16 protein-coding genes and 1 pseudogene are annotated in these 20816 nt (G+C 52.8%); 14 read left to right on the top strand and 3 right to left on the bottom strand.

The genetic code is table 11. The annotated features are described in order from the left end of the window. Positions 1–41 precede the first annotated feature (41 nt). From DW754_RS00715 to DW754_RS00745, 7 genes are all read left to right on the top strand, one after another. Positions 42–1319 (top strand): O-antigen ligase family protein, encoded by a 1278-nt coding sequence (locus tag DW754_RS00715; protein ID WP_147336358.1) that lies wholly within the window; start codon positions 42–44, stop codon positions 1317–1319. Continuing rightward, positions 1306–2721 carry a lipopolysaccharide biosynthesis protein gene (locus DW754_RS00720; protein WP_117758089.1) on the top strand — a complete coding sequence of 472 codons (1416 nt, stop codon included), beginning with the start codon at positions 1306–1308 and terminating at the stop codon, positions 2719–2721. Before DW754_RS00715 ends, DW754_RS00720 begins: the two co-directional genes overlap by 14 nt. A gap of 5 nt (positions 2722–2726) precedes the next feature. After that, the gene (locus DW754_RS00725; RefSeq protein WP_158561590.1) at positions 2727–3947 is read left to right on the top strand and encodes a CDP-glycerol glycerophosphotransferase family protein; all 1221 of its coding nucleotides are present in this window, start codon (positions 2727–2729) and stop codon (positions 3945–3947) included. Next, on the top strand, positions 3940–5508 hold the full coding sequence (locus tag DW754_RS00730; RefSeq protein WP_158561589.1) for a phosphotransferase: 1569 nt from the start codon (positions 3940–3942) through the stop codon (positions 5506–5508). Before DW754_RS00725 ends, DW754_RS00730 begins: the two co-directional genes overlap by 8 nt. A gap of 2 nt (positions 5509–5510) precedes the next feature. Continuing rightward, positions 5511–6221 (top strand): IspD/TarI family cytidylyltransferase, encoded by a 711-nt coding sequence (locus tag DW754_RS00735; protein ID WP_117758086.1) that lies wholly within the window; start codon positions 5511–5513, stop codon positions 6219–6221. A gap of 110 nt (positions 6222–6331) precedes the next feature. Further along, positions 6332–7393 (top strand): histidinol-phosphate transaminase, encoded by a 1062-nt coding sequence (locus DW754_RS00740; RefSeq protein ID WP_117758085.1) that lies wholly within the window; start codon positions 6332–6334, stop codon positions 7391–7393. A gap of 2 nt (positions 7394–7395) precedes the next feature. Then, positions 7396–8775: a Gfo/Idh/MocA family oxidoreductase gene (locus tag DW754_RS00745; RefSeq protein ID WP_117758084.1), complete on the top strand. Its 1380-nt coding sequence runs from the start codon at positions 7396–7398 to the stop codon at positions 8773–8775. Positions 8776–9303: 528 nt separating this feature from the next. Here DW754_RS00745 and DW754_RS00750 read toward each other — a convergent pair. Beyond that, positions 9304–10593 (bottom strand): annotated as a pseudogene (locus DW754_RS00750) (IS256 family transposase). Positions 10594–10851: 258 nt separating this feature from the next. Here DW754_RS00750 and DW754_RS00755 point away from each other — a divergent pair. The 3 genes from DW754_RS00755 (at position 10852) to DW754_RS00765 (ending at position 14036) form a co-directional block, all read left to right on the top strand. Beyond that, on the top strand, positions 10852–12090 hold the full coding sequence (locus tag DW754_RS00755) for a hypothetical protein (protein WP_147336356.1): 1239 nt from the start codon (positions 10852–10854) through the stop codon (positions 12088–12090). A gap of 243 nt (positions 12091–12333) precedes the next feature. After that, positions 12334–13161: a DUF2971 domain-containing protein gene (locus DW754_RS00760; protein ID WP_117758082.1), complete on the top strand. Its 828-nt coding sequence runs from the start codon at positions 12334–12336 to the stop codon at positions 13159–13161. A gap of 224 nt (positions 13162–13385) precedes the next feature. Continuing rightward, positions 13386–14036: a hypothetical protein gene (locus DW754_RS00765; protein WP_117758081.1), complete on the top strand. Its 651-nt coding sequence runs from the start codon at positions 13386–13388 to the stop codon at positions 14034–14036. A 474-nt stretch (positions 14037–14510) separates the two neighbouring features. Here DW754_RS00765 and DW754_RS00770 read toward each other — a convergent pair whose 3' ends face one another. Then, a complete protein-coding gene (locus tag DW754_RS00770) occupies positions 14511–14747 on the bottom strand; it encodes a hypothetical protein (protein WP_117758080.1) in 237 nt (78 codons plus the stop codon). 982 nt (positions 14748–15729) lie between these two features. Here DW754_RS00770 and DW754_RS00785 point away from each other — a divergent pair. From DW754_RS00785 to DW754_RS00795, 3 genes are read left to right on the top strand one after another with little or no spacing between them, the layout of a single operon-like run. Then, positions 15730–16308 carry a hypothetical protein gene (locus tag DW754_RS00785; RefSeq protein ID WP_233508825.1) on the top strand — a complete coding sequence of 193 codons (579 nt, stop codon included), beginning with the start codon at positions 15730–15732 and terminating at the stop codon, positions 16306–16308. 6 nt (positions 16309–16314) lie between these two features. Beyond that, positions 16315–16560 carry an ABC-three component system middle component 6 gene (locus tag DW754_RS00790; protein WP_117758077.1) on the top strand — a complete coding sequence of 82 codons (246 nt, stop codon included), beginning with the start codon at positions 16315–16317 and terminating at the stop codon, positions 16558–16560. 28 nt (positions 16561–16588) lie between these two features. Further along, positions 16589–18292 (top strand): DUF2326 domain-containing protein, encoded by a 1704-nt coding sequence (locus DW754_RS00795; RefSeq protein WP_117758076.1) that lies wholly within the window; start codon positions 16589–16591, stop codon positions 18290–18292. A gap of 296 nt (positions 18293–18588) precedes the next feature. Here the strand turns inward: DW754_RS00795 and DW754_RS00800 are convergent, their stop codons facing one another. Beyond that, complete coding sequence (locus DW754_RS00800; RefSeq protein ID WP_147336355.1) at positions 18589–19164, bottom strand: hypothetical protein; 576 nt, start codon at positions 19162–19164, stop codon at positions 18589–18591. Between the two features lie 537 nt (positions 19165–19701). Here DW754_RS00800 and DW754_RS00805 point away from each other — a divergent pair. Next, positions 19702–20787, top strand: a complete 1086-nt coding sequence (locus tag DW754_RS00805; RefSeq protein WP_117758074.1) for a hypothetical protein — start codon at positions 19702–19704, stop codon at positions 20785–20787. Positions 20788–20816 lie beyond the last annotated feature (29 nt).

The following is a 20816-nucleotide window of genomic DNA, read 5'->3' on the forward strand; positions in this document are numbered from 1 at the left end:
GAAGAGCGCTAAACAATACAAGGATTACAACGACTTCATCGATGACTGTAAATAAAGCACGATCATCCCGCGCTTTCAGAAAGGATGAAATGTCAATAGATAAATCGGTGCGGAAAATGAGTGTCCGTCTGACCGTCGATGAATTCGCATTCATCGTCAGCATGGGCATCGCGCTTAACACTCAGGTAGCGGGTTACGACATCCCGAATGTTGTCGTATACGGGATATCCGTTTTTTGGATCGTCGTTGCTTTATCAAGGACCGTTTCTACTAGCGGCCCTCTCAACCGAGGGCTTAAGCCACTTGGAATAAGGTTCGCACTGCCAAAAATGCTGATTCTGCTGTATTCCTACTTTCTATTTGTTACGGGCCTATCATCCTCGGGGCACCCAGGGGGTTTCAATCAGTTCATTGCTGTTGCACTCCCAATCGCGTCTGTTTATCTTTATGGCAAAAAGACCATCGATCTTGTCTTTTATTCATGCCTCGTCTCGTTTCTTTTTGTTGTTCCGTATACGTGCATGATTGCGGGTATTGGTTGTCTAGTCGCACCCATTGAAGCTATGTTTAATTCTTTGGCGTTCAACCCATTCGAAACGCATCAGTTTACCTTCACTGCTGCCTTCTTGTCGGTTTATTACCTCTTGATCGATTGCGAACGGGGGAGGGGAATCAAAACAATTGCGTCTCTTACAATGTGCTTCATGGGTTTTAAGCGAATTGTCCTTCTTGCGATCGTCGTGGTTGTTGTGGCCCACGTTATTCATAGTCATTTAGGGAAGAAAGCCGGGGCGCAGATTTACTCGGCTGGTTTGTTTTTGCTGGCAGTCTGCTGTTTCGTCTTTGTCGTGCTGTTGTATAACGGCTTCATCTCTAGCTGGATGTCGGGTCACTCTCTAAATGTAATGGGTAGAAATTACTATTGGCAGGTCACCGTTGACAATAGTGTGTTTAGCCCTCTCTATATCGGTGCGGGTGTCAACTCGCTTACGCATTTGTTTACGACAACTTATTCTTACCTGCATGTCGGTGGAGTCCATTGCGACATCCTTAAGTATTACTATGAAATTGGTTTTTTCGGATTTCTTTGCTGGCTCGGATATTTTCTTGTCTATCTCCCGGCTTGGATTCACAAGGTGTGCGGCGAGGAAACCTTCAACGCGTATGTTCTGATCACCTTATTCATGTTCGTCCTATTTTTTACGGACAACGTCGATATTTATTACGGGTCGCAGCTCTTGTTCGCCGCAATCCCCATGGTTGTATGGTTGAAATCACGCTCCTCTTTAGAAGAGGGGGGCGAAAATGGGACGGTATAAATATCTGTTAAAAAACGTTGGGCTTCTCACAATCAGTAATTTTGCTACCAAATTGCTGAGTTTTTTCCTGGTTCCGTTATATACAAGCGTCCTAACGACTGGAGAGTACGGTACCTATGACGTCTTCTATACAACTGTCGGGGTTCTACTGCCAATTGTTACTTTAAATATTCAAGAGGGCGTGCTTAGATTCTCTTTGGATAGGGACTATGACAAAGATGGCGTTGCGACGGTTGGATTCAGGTGCACCCTCTTAGGAACCGCTCTCGTAATGGTGGGGCTGTTAATCGTTAACCGGACTGCCCTATTTGAGCTCACTCCTTTGTATTCTTTTTACTTTCTATTGATGTTCGCGTCGCAGGCCTTTTCAGGACTATTGCTCTTTTATGCGCGTGGAGTTGATAAAATTGCCGATTTATCCATCTCTGGTGTCCTCGGATCGTTCATTACGATTCTGCTTAACGTCGTCTTGCTCGTTCCCCTTAACATGGGGCTTGATGGCTATTTTCTTGCAAATATCCTTGGCCCACTTAGTCAATTTATTTTCCTTGTTATCAAGACGGGAATCCTAAAACATATACGGCTCTTTTCTGCATATAAAGTAGAGACTAAAGAGCTTATTGTCTATTCGCTCCCACTTGCTGCCAACAGCATTGCCTGGTGGGTGACAAGTGTCTCTGACCGCTACGTTGTCATATTCTTCTGTGGCTTGGCGGCAAATGGTATCTACTCAGTCGCCTCCAAGATTCCTTCGATTCTGAGCATCTTACAAAATATCTTCAGTCAAGCCTGGACCCTCTCGGTCGTAAAAGACTACGACCCTGATGACAGCAATGGGTTCTTTGCCCAGACGTATTCAATATACAACTGTATGCTCACCATTGTCTGTTCTGCGATCATCGTTTTAGATAAGGTGTTTGCCCGCTTTCTTTATGCGAACGATTTTTTCGTTGCTTGGCAGTACGTCCCCTGGCTGACGATTGCGATTATCTTCGGCGCTCTCTCAAACTATCTCGGCGGTTTTTTCACCGCTGTGAAAGACACCAAGAGCTTTGCAACATCTTCTGCTGCCGGAGCTATCACCAATCTTGTGCTGAACCTCATTTTCGTTCCTTTCTTTGGTCCTATGGCAGCCGCTATTTCCACAACTATTTGCTATGTGGAAGTTTGGATTCTCAGACTCGTTCGTGCCAAGTGCTACGTGAGGATCCGCATCAATCTCGTGCGCGATGTCGCTACTTACGCTCTTTTGATAGCTCAGTCCCTCACCCTTCTTTTAATTACTGATGAGATAGGTATGTATGCGCTCTTGTTCGCACTTTTTATCGCCGTCCTAGTTCTCTACGCGAAGGACCTTGCCGATGTGATGAAGAAGTTGTTTTCGATAAAAGGAGTTAGGTGATGGTAATGCCTTTAACTGAAGTCATAAAAAATACGGCTAAGCCAATTTGGTTTAGTATTAAAGATATTCCCGAGGCACCGAAACGGCTCGACGGAGTTCGACTTTCTCGCAAGGCTGAGATCGATTATCGAAAAGTAGTTCTTATATGCAACATGGGCCGTGGCTACTTATGCAATCCGAAATATATTTCCGAGGCGTTGAATAGACTTTATCCTGGTAAATTCGACCTCGTTCTTCTATTGAACGAACCTCAAGACGATATTCCTTCTTACGTTCGCCAAGTTGCCTACGGGAGCCATCAAGCTCGTTACGAGTTGTCGACTGCAAGATTCTGGATAGACAATTGCCGTCGATCGAAGTACGTTCCAAAAAGGAAAGATCAAATCTACATTCAGACCTGGCATGCTTATCTTTCGCCTAAACGCGTTGAGGGGGACGTTGCCGAGCACCTTCCCTATGAATATGTTCGCGATGCCAAGCGAGATGGAAATGATACGGACCTGATGTTCGCAGACAATCGCCTCTATGAGGATGTCTATCGGAGGGCGTTTTGGTACAGCGGGCCTATTGTTAGGTGCGGTAATCCCAGGAACAGGCCTTTGGTTCTAGGTGATGACATAGCTCGAAGAAAAGTCCGTAATATTCTGGGAATTCCTGAGGATGAATTACTTTGCGTCTATGCTCCCACTTTCAGGCGTAACGAAGAGATGGATGCCTACCGCTTTAACTATGATGCTTTAATTCATGCGCTAAGCGAAAGGTTCGGACGTAAGTTTACATTTGCTTATCGCTTGCATCCGAATATTGCAAAATTGCACAGGCCCGATTTCTTGCAAAAGTATACAGATGCCAGCTTCTACAAAGACGCCCAGGAGCTTCTTTCAGCTACGGATGTGCTTCTGACCGATTACTCATCTATCATGGAGGATTTTATGCTTACGGGCAGGCCTGGATTCATTTATGCCCCTGATGTTGCTTCTTATAGCGATGACAGAGGCTTCTATTACTCCCTGCAGGATCGCCCTTTCCCCGTTGCTCAAAATGAGGAGGAGCTGCTTTCGGAAATCCTGAGATATAGCGAAGACGAGCACAAGCGTGATGTTGAGCGATTTTCAAAGATGATCGGTCTAGAGGACGACGGGCGCGGCGACGAGGCGATTGCCAAAATCATCAATTCCTTGGCTATCCCGGGTGTGACCGTTGAAGAGGTGATTGGTCGTGGTTAAGATCAACAAGTCCATTATCCTTGCTGCCGGCAAGTCGTCCCAGTTTTTCCCGCCGCTGTACGACAAGCCCAAGGGGCTTTTCGAATATAAGGGCGAGGTACTCATCGAGCGGCAAATCCGCCAGCTTCGTGAAGCTGGCGTCGAGGACATCACAGTGGTTGTGGGCTACGAGAAGGAGCAATTCTTCTATCTCGAGGACAGGTTCGGCGTCGACCTGGTGGTGAGCACCCGCTGGGCAGACGAGTCGAACCTCTCGAGCCTGGACATCGTTCGCGACCGCCTGGGCGGCTCCTTCCTGTGCTGCGCCGACCACTGGTACGCTGAGAACCCGTTCGTCGGCTTCGGCGGCGGGGACCGCTCCGTGCGCATGGCGCGCGAGCAGGAAGACGCCACGCGCGAGCTCGTCGCGGACGTCTGCGACGACGGGCGGCTGGCGAACCTCCGCTGCGGAGCCCCCTCGGGCACTTGCATGGTGGGCGCGGCATATATCGCGCCCGAGTGGGCGGAGCGGTTCTTCGGGCTCTACGACCGCGAGCGCGGGTACATCGGCGTCAAGGGCCTCCTGTGGGAGCAGTTCTGGGGCCGGCATGCCGACGAGCTGCCGCTCTTCGCCGTCGACGCCCCCGAGGGCATGCTCGAGTTCGACAGCATGGAGGAGCTCGGCGAGGACGGCGTGCTCGCGAACGTGAGCCCCGCCGCAATCGCCAACATCTGCCGCCTGCTCTCGTGCGCGCCCGAGGAAATAACCCACATCAAGCCGCTGAACGCGGGCCTGACGAACGTCTCGTTCTCGTTCCACCTCAGGCACCAGAAGTACGTCAACAGGCACCCGGGCGTGAGCTCTTCCGCCCTGGTCGACCGCGACGCCGAGGTGGTGGCCGAGCGCACGGCTATGGAGCTGGGCATCGACCCCTCCGTCATCGACATCAGCCCCGAGGGCTGGAAGCTCTCGCGCTTCGTGCCCTCGTCGCGGTCCTTCGACTACGAGGACCCCGCGGACCTCGCGGCGGGCGTGGGGCAAATCCGCGCGTTCCACGAGAGCGGCGCCTCCTGCGCGCTCGCGGTCGACCTCCTCTCCGAGGGCGACCGCCTGCTCGAGCTCGCCTCCCCGAGGAAGGGCGAGGCCGTGGGGCGCCTCGCCGGCCTGAGGCGCCGCCTGGGCCGGGTTTGGCACCACGTGGAGCTCGACGAGTGGCCGAAGGTGCTCTGCCACAACGACACGTACGCGGTCAACTGGATCGTCGGCGACGGGGGCCTGTGCATGATCGACTGGGAGTACGCTGGCATGAACGACCCGATGAACGACCTGGCGACCATGGTGGTGCGCGACGGGCTCTCGCGCGAGAAGGGCGACGAGATCCTGGCGCTGTACTTCGGTCGCGAGCCGAGCCCCGGGGAGAGGCGCCACGCCTACGGCGTGTTCGCGCTGTGCTCCTGGTACTGGGTGTGCTGGTGCCTGTTCAAGGACACGCTGGGCGAGGACGGCTTCTTCATGCTGCGGAGCTGGCGCGCCCTCAACCTCTACCTCCCGCTTGCACTCGAGATGTATGGAGATAATTAGAGATGAACGTAGCGATAATACTAGCAGGCGGCCGCGGCACCCGGGTGGGCGCCGACGTGCCCAAGCAGTTCATAGAGGTCCTGGGGCGCCCCGTGCTGTCCTACACCATCGAGAGGTTCCAGAACCACCCCGAGGTCGACGCGATAGAGGTGGTCTGCCGCAAGGGCTACGAGGACGAGCTGCGCGCCATCTGCGACGCCGGCGGCTTCGACAAGGTCCGTTGGGTGGCCGAGGGCGGCAGGGAGTTCCAGGACTCCGTCATCAGCGGCCTCAGGAACCTCGAGGGCGAGATCTCCGACGACGACCAGGTGCTCGTCCACTACGGCGCCAGCCCGTTCGTCTCCGACGAGGTCATCTCCGACGCGATACGCGTCTGCGGGCTGCACGGCAACGCCAGCCCCGCGCACAGCCAGGTGTACCTGACCGCGACCCCGGGCGACGGCGAGGGAACGAGCGGGTTCGTGGACCGCGACGAGGTTATGTGCCTGAACTCCCCGCAGGCGCTGCGCTACGGATACGCCAAGTGGGTCTACGAGGAGGGCGCCCGCCGCGGGCTTCTGGAGAAGGTGGAACCGCACACCACGAGCCTGATGTTCGCGATGGGGGAGCGCGTATGGTTCTCCAAGGGCTCGACCGCGAACATCAAGATCACGACGGCCGAGGATCTGAGGCTGTTCAAAGGATGGATTCTGGCTGCGGATGATCTGGAGTGATTCCCTTCCTTGCCCGTCTTGGCCAGTATGTGCAGATTTTATTGAGCGTACGATTTCAATGGGTTTTCTTGAAGCTTTAAAATTCATGACCTTAAAACAAAGGAGTAAGTGTGTACTACGTTAACGAGAGGCTCGTGAACCTTCATCGCATCTTTGACCAGAACAAGCGCGAGGGTTACCTCAGACTTGATCTGAACGAGAACCCCGAGGGACTATCTCAAGAGTTCATCGACGGGGTTCTTTCGGGGGTGACGCCTGAAATGGTAGCCCAGTACCCGGAGACACTTGAGTTTACTGAATTCCTTGCTGGAAGACTTGGTACGGACATCGAGCATCTGTCGCTTGTTAACGGGTCTTCCGAGGGTATTCGCAACATCATTGAGGCCTTCACTGCACCTAGCGGCGAGATCGTTTGTGTATCGCCCTCTTATGCGATGTTCGAAGTGTACTCGAAGATGTATGGGCGCAATTTTGTGCCGGTTCCTTACAGGGATGACCTAACCATCACGGTTGATGATGTGATTTCCAAAATCAGCGATGACACGCAGCTGCTAATTCTTGTTAATCCGAATAACCCCATGGGCAATGCTTGGAGCGAGACCGAGATGACGCGCTTTTTCGAGGAAGCGGAACGCCGTCAGATTACTGTCCTCGTTGACGAGGCATACCATTATTTCTGCCCCGAGACTTCCATTAATTACGCCCTTACCCATGAACATGTATTTGTAACTCGTACTTTCTCGAAGCTATTCTCGCTTGCTGGAGCTCGTTTAGGCTATGTAGCAGGATGGCCTGAGGGAGTTTCCCTCGTACAGAAGCTGAATACTCCCCACAATGTAAATATGTTTGCCATGCTCTTCGCAAAGAAAATCATGGAAACCGAAGGCATGCTCGATTCCATGATCGAGAATCAGCTTGCCGGCAAGCAGTGGCTCGTTGAGCAACTTGACAGTAATGGCTATGAATATCGAAGCAGCGAAGGCAATTTTATGTTCATTAAGCCGTTTAGCGATGCTTCTGAAATCGTTCGCCGTATGAAGGCCGAGAAGGGCATCCTCATTAAGGAATATGACGGTATTGGCGCTTTTGGCAGCTGCCTGAGGGTTACCACTGGTCCTAAGCGTTCGATGGAGCGATTCATGGAAGCGCTGATTGAGTTGGACAAGGCCTAGCCATGACTAAGGTCATTACCTACGGAACCTACGACCATCTTCATCACGGGCATGTCCGCCTGTTGGAGCGTGCTAAGGCCTTAGGTGACTATCTAATCGTTGGCGTTACGTCGGATGACTTTGACAAACAACGCGGCAAGATTAACGTTCAACAATCGCTTGAAGAGCGTATTGCAGCAGTGCGTTCAACCGGGCTTGCGGACAAGATTGTCGTCGAAGAGTACGAAGGCCAGAAAATCGACGACATCAAGCGCTATGGAGTCGATATCTTTACTGTGGGATCAGATTGGGAGGGCCAATTCGATTATCTGAATGAGTACTGCAAAGTTGTGTACCTCGAGCGCACCAGTGGTGTCTCTTCTACGGAAATCCGAAGTTCAGTTAAACTACGCTGCGGTTTAGTTGGATATACCGACTATATGAATCGCGTTTTTACTGAATGCGGTTTGGTAAATGGTCTCGAGGTTGTCGGCATTTGTGTTGAAGATCGCAGCTTGCTAGATGAGGGTCCACTCGGAGCCAAGCTTGTAACGGATGATTACGGTAAGTTATTAAATGCGGTTGACATTGTGTATATTCACTCGCATCCTGATCGGCATTATGAACAGGTGAAACGAGCCTTAAATGCCGGCAAGCATGTGATGTGCGAAGCGCCTATCGCAAAGAGCGCTAAGGAATGCAGCGAGCTTTTCGCATTAGCCGACGACCGAGGCCTTGTGTTGATGGACTCGCTGCGCACGGCATACTCAACCGCCTACGCACGCATGCTGTTGTTGGTCACCGGTGGACGTATTGGTGAGGTCGTTTCGGTCGATGCCACTATAACCAATCTTAAGACCAATCGCGCTCCTTTTGATACGCGTCGCGACACTGCTTGGAGCAGCATGACGGCATGGGGGCCGACGGCCTTATTGCCAATCTTCCAGATACTAGGTACTAAACCTAACTCGGTGCGCATTTCGTCCTTGTGCGAGAAACACGACAAGACTTTCGATGAGTTCTCGAGGCTTGACGTTGAGTTTCCAAACGCCGTGGCAACAGCAAAGGTCGGCTCAGGCGCTAAGTCTGAGGGCAGTCTAGTTGTATCGGGCACAAAGGGCTACATATATGTTCCTGCGCCCTGGTGGAAGACTGATTATTTCGAAATCCGTTACGAGAACCCAGCCGATAACAGACGTTATTTCTATCAGCTAGACGGGGAAGGTATTCGCTTTGAATGGGTTTCTTTCCTAAGAATGATCGCCGATGTCGAAAAGGGCATCACAGGTGAAGAGGCACTTCGCCGCGAAGGCGGCATTGATCGCGATATCACCAAAGCCACCTGTGAAGTTATAGGCGCATTCGAACGCGGCGAGAGCGTAAAGTATCTAGAAGTTGCATGATAGCTTTCGCCTTTAGTTTTTTACTAATAAACAATACAGAGCACAATGATATTCGTTGGCATTTTCGATAATGTCATGCGATGGTAGAGAGTGTCGATGACCTGAACCTAATTCAAGATGCTTCAGCTGTCATTCAGTAGGGGTGTCTCGGCAAAAGCTGAGGCACCCCTACCTCTATTGAAAGATCTCTTCCTATCATTCTATGCTCTATGATATTTCCGATTTATCATCGCCTAGTCATCAACTGGGAAAGCGGTCATTCCCCCTTCTAGAAGGTATCCCATAGTTCGCCGCAAGCGCTGCATAACTCTTGTCATAGTGAAAGGACTGATTCGACAGCGATAGTTCACGAGTATCTGCACTGTTTTTAACGTAACTAACAATCTGAATTTCCTTATATCAAGAGCAAAATCTATTGGCAGGTCCATCAGTTTTTCAGCAGAGACGGTAGTGTCGCGAAAGTTGGTGTAGCGCCCGATCAGAAGCGAGTCGGCTCGGCGTCCTGGAACCTGGAACACGGTTGATATCCTATGCCGCCTCGATCCTGTCCGCAAGCTCGAGGCCCGATTCGATCATCTTCCTGGCCTCCGCCTCCAGCCGCGCCCAGTCGACCGTCCCGTCGATCCCGCGCGTGCGGCCCTCGTCGTAGAGCCCGCCCATCTTTGCCTCCGAGAAGTACCTCGACTCCTGCCACATCTCGTCCTGCTCGCACATGACCGCGCCGGCCAGACGCGCCAGCGATGCCGTCGAGGGGAACGCCTGCACCACCCTCGATCTGCGCTTTATCTCGCGGTTCGTCCGTTCCTGGACGTTGTTGGCGCGCAGGCGCTTCCAGTGCGACGGCGGAAAGTCGAGCTATGCCAGGGCGTCCGGCTCGGCCTCCTCGAGGATCGCCGCCACCCTCGGGCAGCACCCTTCCAGCATGTCGCACACCGCGTGGTACATGGCGGTCACGGTGGCGGCGCCGCGCCCGCGGAACACCTGCGAGACGATCCTGCCCACGCGGCGCCTCGGCCGCCGGGAGCCCGCCTCACGCATGCAGCCGCGCATGAGGTGGACGGCGCAGCGCTGCCATGCGGCGCCCTGGAAGACCTCGCCGAGCGCGCGGACGAGACCCGGGTGGGCGTCCGAGACGACGAGCTCCACGCCGCCAACGCCGCGGTCGCGGAGCTTCCTGAGGAAGGCGGGCCACGAGACGTATGACTCGGTGTCCACCACGTCGACGCCCAGGACGCGCCTCCAGCCGTCCGCATCGCAGCCGATGGCGGTGACCACGGCGGTGGAGGCGACGCGCCCCTCGCGGCGGCACTTGACGTAGGTCGCATCGAGCCAGACGTAGGGCACCGGCGAGCCGTCGAGGGGCCTTGCGCGGAGCTCCTCGATGTCTGCGTCCAGGCTCGAGGCGATGGCGCTCACCTGGTCCTTCGAGAGTCTGGAGACGCCCATCTTCTCGGCCACCCTCTGCACCTTGCGGGTGCTCGTGCCGGTGGCGTACATCTCGGCGACGGCGGCGACGAGGGCGCAGTCCACGCGCTGGTAGCGCTCGAGCGCGTCGTCCGGGAAGAAGCTGCCGGTGCGGAGCTTCGGGATGCGCAGCGTCAGCGTGCCGACGCAGGTGGCGAGGACCCTCTCCCGGTAGCCGTTTCGGCTGTTCGCCCCGCCACCGCACAGCTGGTCGGCCTCGGCGTCCATCACGGCGTTCACGACCTGCTTGGCGAGCCTGCGAAGCAGCTCCTGCATGTCGATGGCGCCGTCGTCGAAACGGGGCATGACGAGCATGTCCGGCGTCGGGTCTGATAAGATTTCCATAGCGGTCATCGTCCTTTCCTAGAACCTGTTGTTGTGGTGATTTCAGATTCTAGGACGAAGGCCGTTCTTCGTTAAACGGGCGCTGGGGTGCCGCCCTTACACCAACATTTCCGACGCGATCAGAATAAGGATGACAGCATGATTTCGAGAATGTTCGCGGGAGATACGAGGAGATTTAGTAATTCTCTTCTATAGCCTTTGCATCAGATTTAACATCGGATGATTAATTCTGATTCGCGCGATCAGCGAGGTTGAATAGGGGTCTTTGTGGTTAAGAACTTCTTTGTCACTTGCGGAGTATGTGGATGCGTGCATCGTGTGCGCGTCCAGGCTGGATTTGTTAATGACTATCCGGTTAGATACTTGTGTCCGCAGTGCCGGAACCGCATCGACGGAGCGGTTCACCTTGACCCGAGCTGCGCTTTGATTGATTTTAATCTCGACCCTGGCACGGTAGCCTCCATGGGTGGAGATTTAGATTGCGCCAGAGTTATGGTGGAGTTATCTGGTGAGCTTCCGTCATATAAATTATCTGTAGAAAATTGTGCCTGCATGACAAGCCCCTTTATCAGAGCCTCTGGGCTGATTCCGTTTGATGAACTCAGCGAGTACGTGAGCGATATGGTTTATTGTCTTCATTATTACCGCGAAGACTGGCCTACCCTGAGGACCGCTCTTCAACTGTATTGCGATGGGCATGACGATTATGCGGATAAGGTTCTTTCGGAATTCGAGCGCAAACTGTTAGGCGAGGACAATCGACACTTTTCCTTGCTGAGCCGAATCGCGAGAATGTCTTGGCTCGGTCTCCCCATGATTGCAGGGAGCGACGCGCATGAGCGCGCTGTTGAATGCGAAAAACTCGTTTCTGGTCTAGAGGCAGAGGCGCTTTCCGGCCTAGCAGGTTACTACCTTAAAACCAATATGACTGCCAAGTCGCTGCTTGCTGAAATCAACGAAGTTCTTGATTCCGTAGCCGAATCTTATCCGGTTCTCCTCAACGGTTTTACTTTTCTTATGGCGGGAGACGCCTATGACTTGGAAAAGTACGGTACGTTCTGCTGCACTCCTAGTGATATTGAGAAGCTTTATTGTCGGGAATATGAGCTTATTGGCAGCCTGCTTGTTCTGCTTATCGGGCTCGACAACATCGAATGTAACGGGGCGTTCGATGTCATGCCCAAAGGCGTAGACCTAGGTGCAAAGTCGTTCGACAAACTTTCTGTAGCCCCTAAGGCAAAGCGATTCAACGCTGTCGGTACGGGCTCATTTACTGGCCTTATCAAGCAGTGTTGGAATCCCGTTCTGCGCAATGCATTTAGTCATAATCGGACGGATTTCGACTGCGCGACTCAATTCATTCGCACTTTGCGTGAGGATGGGACCAACGATTCTCGAGGCAACACCTATTTGCTTGAAATGGTTCGCGATTGCATTTTGATGGCTCGGGAAATTATGGTATTTCGTAGTGTCTTATTCCATTTCATTGGAAGTGGGCTGTGGTAACGATTGGGCTTAACGCTGATGTGCATGCACGGCGTAAATCGTGGTGCACATGTGCGTCAATCATCGAGCTGTGGGTGTGAAAGCGATATGCCAGCGACGGTCATCTCTGGCCATCTCCGCGTTTGCACTCGCAAGGCAAGGATTAAGGTGCGCCGCCTTAATTGGCATTGGAGCGTCGACGATCGCGTCTATAAATTTTGATGAACAGTGATATGGACTCATTGTTATAGCTAGGAGCCAAACATGGAAGCACCCGCCGTTCTCTATCATTATGCAAGCCTAGATACGCTGGCCTTGATTCTGCATAATCGAACTATCAGGTTCAGCCGGTTAGATAAGGTTGACGACCCACAAGAACAGCGTTCAGCAGACTCTCAAAATCTTGGAAAAATGAAACTCGTCAGTTGTTGGACCTCTTCTGATGAGGAGAGCATCCCCATGTGGCGCGAGTATGCTGGAGCTGAATGTGGAGTAAGAATCCAGATGAAGAGCTATCCGTTTAAGCAGTATTCTGTTTCAAATGAGAGCCTCCATATGTTATCAAGTGAAGCGGTTTTGAACGCCCCTGGTGGTTCATTTGATGGCCTTCATCTGCCCCTCGAGGACTTTTGGGATAAGAATTACCACTTTTTTGAAACGGCTCGTGATCGTGAGATTCTTCATGAGGTTGAATACACAAATGATGAGTCTCTTTTGTTTCCAAAGGTAATTAACGTATTTGAAAACGGCGGACTCGTAGCTGATTTAAATGCACTTGGAGTTCACAAAACAACTGCATGGTCGTATCAGAAAGAATGGCGCTATATCTTGACGGCTGTTCCCATAGGTATCGATTCCGTAATAAACGTTCGGTTAGATCAGATTCTCAGAGCAACTGATGTCGTGCTCGATAAATGCGACCCCGGAATCCCGCCCTTTTACGATCTTGCTATCTCCGATGAAGCTTTTTCATCAATGAAGATCGTTTCTTCTCCAAAAATGACACCTGGCAACCGCGTGATTCTGAACGCGTTGATAGAGAAATACGCACCCGGTATTGAGGTTGCAGAGAGCTCGATTGAACTTTCTTGAGTCGACAACCACGCGTAACCCAAAGATATCCCCGCGTTTGTCTATGGCAAGATACGCCGGCTTTCATTACCGATTGTTAGTAACCGTGGCAACAAGAATAGGGCCAATACTGAAATTAGACTCGAAAGCTGTTCCAGATGAACTTCAAGGATGAAGGTGTAAGTGGACAACTGTTTAACTGGAGACATCATCCACTGCAGTACGTGTCAAGGGAGGAGGAGACAATGGACCTAAGGAATCTACCTGAGTACATCTCAGCGATTGTGGCAATCATCGCATTGCTCATTTCTTGTTACCAAGCTCGTCTCAGTAATAAACAGTCTCTATTCAATCGACGTTTAAATATATGGATAACCGTCGATAAATTCATAAGTGTTTACGCAAAAAACGCGAAGAACTTGGAACATGATGACGAACCGCAAATGGCTATCGACCTACTATTTGTATGGCTGACTAACACCACGTACCTGCAATCAATTTCAGCCTCAATTAATAAGGTGTTAGATGCCGACCTTCAACTCAAATTGCATTTAAAACTTGATGAAATGAGATCGCTCGCCATGGAGGCGAGATTTTGCTTCAAGGGAAAGAGTGGAGAGGCAATTGCCGAATTCATAGAAGCTTATCAATCCCTTTTGCTTTCAATGTATCAGTATCAGATTCTATTTACTAAGATGCTCCAGAATGCAAGGGAATATCAATGGACGCTTGAACAGTCTTCTGAAAAGTTACATGAGCCCGATCAACGGAAAGATCTCTTTGAGAAAGAAAATGCTCTTGCCGATTCATACAAGACTCTATGTCAGCAAAACATACGAGGTGCGATTCAGCACCAAATAAAATTAACAGGCCCCATGTGGTGCTGGGTGAATTGATGGATTACGGGATGATTAGTAATGCAATGGGTTAGATAACGCGACTTACCGCACCTACCCCAAGCTGCGGTAAGTCGCGTCGGCTATCGGGATATGGCGCACCGCCCTTTCGGTCGGGTTCCATCTGTCCCTGGCCTGGTTGACCCGGAAGGGGTAGACGTACCAGTCGAGCTAGGCCTGCAGGTTCCGCGGCGACATCCCCGTGAAGCGCCAAAGGTAGCGCTTGAGCCAAGAGCACAGGTCGTTCGCCATCTCCATCCGCTCTAGGTAGACCGGGTCGTTCACGTCGGCCCTGTGTGCCTTGCTCTCGAGCCCGCCGTCCCTGACCAACGCGTTGTGCGCCTACTCAAGGTCGTGGATGGACAGCGACCCGGGCAACATTCTGATGCCCATGGCTTTCCTTGCGCGCGCCGAGCTGGGCTTCCCGTGGCCGAGGACGACCGCGACAGGGTTCTTATGGACATCGAAGGCGACTCAGACGAACGGCTTTTGTCGGGATAGACCACGCTTATGCACCTGTTCGTAACCCTTGGAGGGGTCTGTGTCGTTCATGTGGGTCTCGTCAATCCAGAAGGTGTCGCACAGTACAAACCGGTCCTGGCAGCCGGTTATCGTGGCGAGCGCGCGGTACCGCCACTCGAAGTCCGTCTTGTGGCTGACGCCGCACAGCTCGGCCGCGCACTCGACGGGGACGATGGGGCGCATGAGCATGATGAAGGAGACCCAGACGGGGAGCGGCGTTCAGGCAGTGTTCGAGGACGGTGCCCGTGAGGGAGTTGAGCCTCCTACCGCAGCAGCGGCAGCGCCACTTCGGAACGCCGACAGCGATAGAGCCGTCCCTCCGGGCGCCGAGAGCGCCGCACCCCGGGCATTTCTGGTCCGGTCGATAGGCTGCTGCGGCCTCGGCGAGCGTGCCGACACCGACCTCGTCGCGGCAGTGCCTCTCGTCGACGTCTTCTCTGAGCATCAGGAAGTCGTCGGAGGTCAGGCCCGCCACGAGCGCCCTAAAGGGGTTCGCGCTTCCCATATGGATCTGCCCCATCCGTCCGAACGCCCACCCGGAGGGATTGTCGCCAAACAAAAAACCAGGTGGGCGCTCGGGCAAATTCTCTGTTTGGCTGGGAAGAGCATAGCATTCGGGGACCTTGCGGTCCCCGAATCAACACCCGATATCCAAGCTGTCCGATTTAGTAATTATCAAGCGCTAAGGCAGTTATGAGATCAGTCCCTGCTCCCTAGGTCGTCACCGACACTATCGACGAAGGGTATATCAGGCGCGACCTAGCTGTCATGTGGGATTGGAAACGCAGGATTGCCACCGTCGCAACTTTTCTCTGCGCCTTGGCTATAGTTGTGAAATTCGTCAACAAAGATTAACATGCTTGGTGAAAAGCAGGGCCTGTCATCTGCCGAATATGTGAGGCTGCGAGTTCGTTTTTGTCCTCGCCGAAACTCCCATCATGAAGGCAAGTAAGGCTTGACCCATTTGGCTAAAAGGATCGTCAAAGAATGGAAACGCTAAACCTTATCCTTGGGATAGTTGCCTCAGTCGTGTCGATTGTCGCTACCGTCATATCTCTCTCCGTCAAGTCAGATATCAAGAAGATGCGGGATTCTTTCCAGAGCAGTACTATGAATGCCTCCGGTATCGGCAACGGCCAAATCATGGGCTCGGAGAACAAGGCGAACCTGCATGCAAATTGGTAACTCTCGTTCAACCGAGCTTTCTTCGTTGGGGGTTGGGACGGGTCAAATCGTGGGTGACAACAACACCCAGAATATCATGGTATGGCATTGCGACAGGGAAGGGCTCACCCACAGCGTGGTACATGATCTGCTCGCCCTCGTTTACAATGGGCCGCTGCAAGCTGATTCAGAGCTCTCGCTCGATGCCCCCATTCGCATGAATGAAAAATTACGTTTCAACAACGCAAGCAAATACATGAATGTTATACGCAACCATTCGGGCGATTACGCCATGGTTCGCGAAGCCATGAAGGAATTCCCCGACAGCGAAAAGATAATTAAGAAACTCGGCGACTTATTCTACGACGTTGCCGATTACGACGATGACGGCGAACTCGTTGTCGGTAATGGGGATGCGCAGCTTGACGCTATAAAAGAGCGTCTCGTGGATGCTCTCGTACATGATATGGAGTACGATGCTCACACCCATTCTACGGAGGACGTCGAGAGCTTTTGCATAGCGCTTGTGGCATGTGGGGTCTCGCGGTGCATCGTGTTGGTGAAACCTGAAAGGGAAGAGGGATAGGGAGTCGTGCTTCTCATCGATAGGAACAATGACCCCGTGAAGACGGTGTACTACATTGCCGCTATGGCGTACTCGAGGATTTCCGTTGCAGGTGAAACTGGATCGATCGACTTATACAGATGGATCTGCGATTCCGCACGATGCGGTGCGGTTCCCTACGAGTTCTTTCTAATGGCCATCGATTTCTTGTTCCTCGTTGCAGGCGTGGAGGCTACAGAGGAGGGGAGGCTCCGTGTTCATAGGGTCGGTTAGACTTCGGAATTCAACAAATGGTCGTGTCATGCGTGAGATCGTATTCCACAAAGGGGCCAACCTAATCGTCGATGCTTTCGAATCAGACAGACATAACAAGGTTGGCAAGACGACGTTCCTCAAGCTTATAGACGTGCTGCTCGGTGCAAACGGTAGAGACCGCCTCTACAAGGACGATGAGACGAATAGCGTCAATGAAGAGTTGCGAGACATCATCAAGGAAAAGCGTGTTGTAGGCGAAATGACCCTCGTGAACTCACTCGAGATGCCTTCTAACCATAGCGTCGAGCTTATGGTGGAGCTATTCCCGAGAGGTCGGTATTTCTTCGACGGCGAGAAAGTAAGTGCGACCAAATACAGGGAGCTGTTAGGTGATAACCTATTTGCAGTGGGCTCTAGTAGGCCCACGTTCCGCCAACTCATCAAATCCTTCGTTCGCGTTTCACTAAGCGGGGACGATTATTCATTCCTTAGAACGTTGCCTAGGGCCTCTATCGCCGATTATAGGGCTGTCTACAATTACCTATTCGACATCTCGGACTCTGAGCTTGACGCAAGGTTAGCGGAACTTAACAGGGAGTTAAACAAGCTTAAGGAATCTTCCAAGCAGTACAGGCGCCTTGCCGACATCGTCGACGAGGAGCAACTTGCTCAAGTGGGCGTGGCACTGGAGCGCGAGTGCCAGCGCGTAGAGTCCAGGCTTGACGATATTCTTGATGCCGATGAGTTCAAGGCAAACAGGGATGCAATCGAGGAAGCAAGGAGCCTGTATGCCGAACTCCGCTCCGATTTGGCCGAGATTGAATTCAAGATGAGGCGCAACGCCGAGTCAATCGAGCGTGCAAAAAAGGAAGTGGCAAAGCAGGCAGACCTATCGCTTTCGCGTAACTTCTACGATGAGGTATGCTTCCTGATTCCCTCGGTGAATAAGACGTTTGAAGACATGGTCGAGTTCAATCGTGCGCTTTGCGAGAACGAGATAGCCTACTTCCTGGAGGTCGGAGCTGAACTTGAATTAGAAAGAGCAAGCGTCCAGGCCAAGCTCTTAGACTTCTCGGCTGAGAACTCGCGCTATCTCTCGCTCCTTGATGGCGAGGCGATGACCGAGTACGAAGCTCTTCTTGAAGAGTGCATGCGCCTGCGCCAAGAGATGGGCAGAAACTCCGAGGTTCTTAGCACGTTGCATGGCTACGACAAACGTATAAAGACGCTGGAAAGTCAAATTGCAAATCTCTCCGAGGGCGGTGAGGAACGAGAGTCCTCAGTCTCGAGCCATCAGGACATGATGAACTCCTTCAATAGCTACTTCACACAAATGGCAAACGACGTTAACGGGGAGAGGCCCATATTGACTTATTCGACCGCTACGAATAAGTTCCCGGTGGCCATAACCGACCTCAACGGATCAAGCACCGGCACGCGCAAGTCCCTTTTGGCGGTCTATGACCTATCGTATCAGGAGTTCGCAATCGCCAACAGGATAGAGGCGCCTCGATTCGTGGTCCAAGACGTCGTCGAGAACGTCGAAGGTGAAGACCTGAAGAAAATTGTCGACATAGCAAATGGCATAAACTGCCAGTTTATTATTGCCGTGCTCAAGGAGAAACTTGACTCTTCGCAGATACCCCAAGATGCGCAGGATTCAATGTGTATCCTCGAACTGTCGAAGCAGGACAGACTGTTCCAGGGTCCAACAATCGAAGCTAACGAACGGGATCATGTTCTGGAATGAGCGGCGGCGCTGCCAGCAAGCTAAAACAGGTTGTGAGCGTTGCATGCCATGGGCAGTTTCGAGATAGTTGGTTTAGCGCCCAAACCGAAGCGAGCCCGTCTGGCGTCAAGAAATCTGTAATACGGCTGATCAACGATTCGCAATGGGCGGCTACGACAGGCTAAAGCCGACGGAGCCTCGGTGCTCACGGCTTTCTTGTCTTAACCATATTTCCTAGGTGTCTCCAATACTGAACTTAGTGCTACGCCACGCCCTACTCATCTTACGAGCGAACTGGTTTATCACATTCTCATAGGTTAATCAATCTCTGTACGGCTGTAATACCATTCATCGGACTCTATGATTTTCTTTAACATTGATAAATGTAAGTCCAGGTAACGAATGCATAACTCTCCGCAATTAAGCAACGAAAAGTTGATTTCTTCGTTTGGGATCATTCCTAAATTAAATTCAACCTCGTCACCAGTGGAAATCGCCATAGCGTTAACCACCGCAGCCGAATAATGTGTCATCCCTGATGCTTCGTCATAGCTGTCTGCAACGGTGGGGTCAAATTGGTTTAATAGCTCCTTTAGTCTTGCGTCTGTTAGCTTTTTACCATCGCGGTCTTTAAGCTTGCGTATTTGTCCATTACTTAAAAAAGTTTTGATAAAAGCATCAATATCCTCGCATACCAAAAGCGCCAATGTTCTCATACATACGCCAATCTGGGCTCTTAGGAGCTGGGCCGCGCAAACGAAATTACGCGCTTGGAGCATTGATATTAGGCCGTCAACTATACGCATACTGTATTCACAGGTTCCTGCTAAATATAGGTCCCACCCTGTAAAATCCCCATTCATGAATGGTATGACTGATTTATTTTCAGCCATTCGACGCTTCTTTAAGTTTTCTATTAGAGCCGAGCTCGCGTCAAAGTACTCTTTGTTCGACACGAATTCAGGATCAATGGTTCTGCTTTTCATACTTTGCCTCACTCATTAATTTGACGCCGCTCTCTTCAGCTGGTCGTTAAGAACCTAATTATTACTTTATTACTGTGCCAAGAACAGTTTCCGATTTAGTGCTTCTCCGTTGTTTAAGTTCGATATTGATGCTGTTACATCTTCAATTAAATCAGATGGCAGCCCCATTCTCCGTCCGTTGCTAGTCCGCCAACCCGCCCAACATGGAATAGGTCACAGAAGATGTCTTGCGATGAGCATGTGATCATCCACATACACGCGAAGCACTCAGTCTCAAGATGGCCCCTCCTTTCACCGACTGGCAAAACGATTTACACCTAATTATTGGCGCTGCTTAGGGGCATTTTCTTTGTTTGCGGCTAGATCTCGTTAAACTAATAACTGCTGCTACCAGGGCATTTTCTGGTGCACATTCTATTGGCTCCTGCGAAGATCGGAGCGGGTATGTTTGCTGCCGAGTCCTACACCAGCCGTCATTACATTGCGATTGTTGCCATGGCCTGCCTATGCGTTTTGCTGGGCGGGCCTTCTTATGCCGCGGGCGCGGAGAGCCTCATCATCGCAGGCGCGACGTACTACGAGCCGGGCGTGTCGGGACCCGGCTGGACCTGGACCGATGCCGACCACCTAGAGCTTAACGGCTACGCGGGCGAGGCCATCGGCGCCGAAGGCGACCTGGTGCTGACGCTTACCGGGCAAAACTCCGTGACGGAGTCGCATGCGCCAGATGCGGACATCACGCTGTGCGGCATGGAGGTGTGGGGCAACCTGACGCTTCGCGGTACCGGGACCCTGACGGCGACGGGCTCGCAGTGCGGGATCCACGTCTCGCAGGCGCTCGTGGTGGACGGCTGCACCGTCGATGCCCGGGCGGACGGGGCCGATATTACGGACGAGGCGGTCGCCGGCGTGATCGCGGGCGACATGACCGTGCGCGGCGGCGGGCGCATCGTTGCCGCGGGCGCCGGGTCCGGAGCGGGCGTGCGCGCCTACGGCGTGTATCTGCAGGACGCGGGGCTTGGCGATGGCGCGGCCGACTGCCGGCTTTCCGTCGACGCCTCCTGGCTTGATGCGGCCGGTGCCGATGGCGGCGTTGCGTGCACGGGCGGGTCGTTTGCATCCGCACGGTTTGTGACGCCCGCTGGCGGGGCCTTTGGCGCCAGTAGCGTGGTGGATGCCTCTGGTGCGGTGGCACCGCGTGTGGTGGTTGAGCCCGAGGGTGCCACACCTCCGGCGGGGGAGACGGACGGGGTCGATGTGCCTGGCGATAGCGCGGACAAGTCTCCCGCCGATGCAGGCCCCGCTGCCGGACAGCCCACCGCAGGGTCCACGGCAAATCCCGCGCTGAAACCCGCGGCCACAACAACCAAGACAACAACGACAGTAACCAAGACCACGGTCGCCAAAGTCCCCAAGCCCAAGGCTGCCACTGTGACACTCCCCAAGACCGGCGACAGCAACTGGATCGCAGCCTCCTTTACGTTTTTCTTGCTTGGAACAACGCTTCTAGCCGCCGCATATCGCTGCTGAGGCGGCGCAACGCACTTAGCTGCAATACA

Origin of the sequence: Collinsella sp. AM29-10AC (genome assembly GCF_003469085.1) — a bacterium.
Taxonomy (GTDB): domain Bacteria; phylum Actinomycetota; class Coriobacteriia; order Coriobacteriales; family Coriobacteriaceae; genus Collinsella.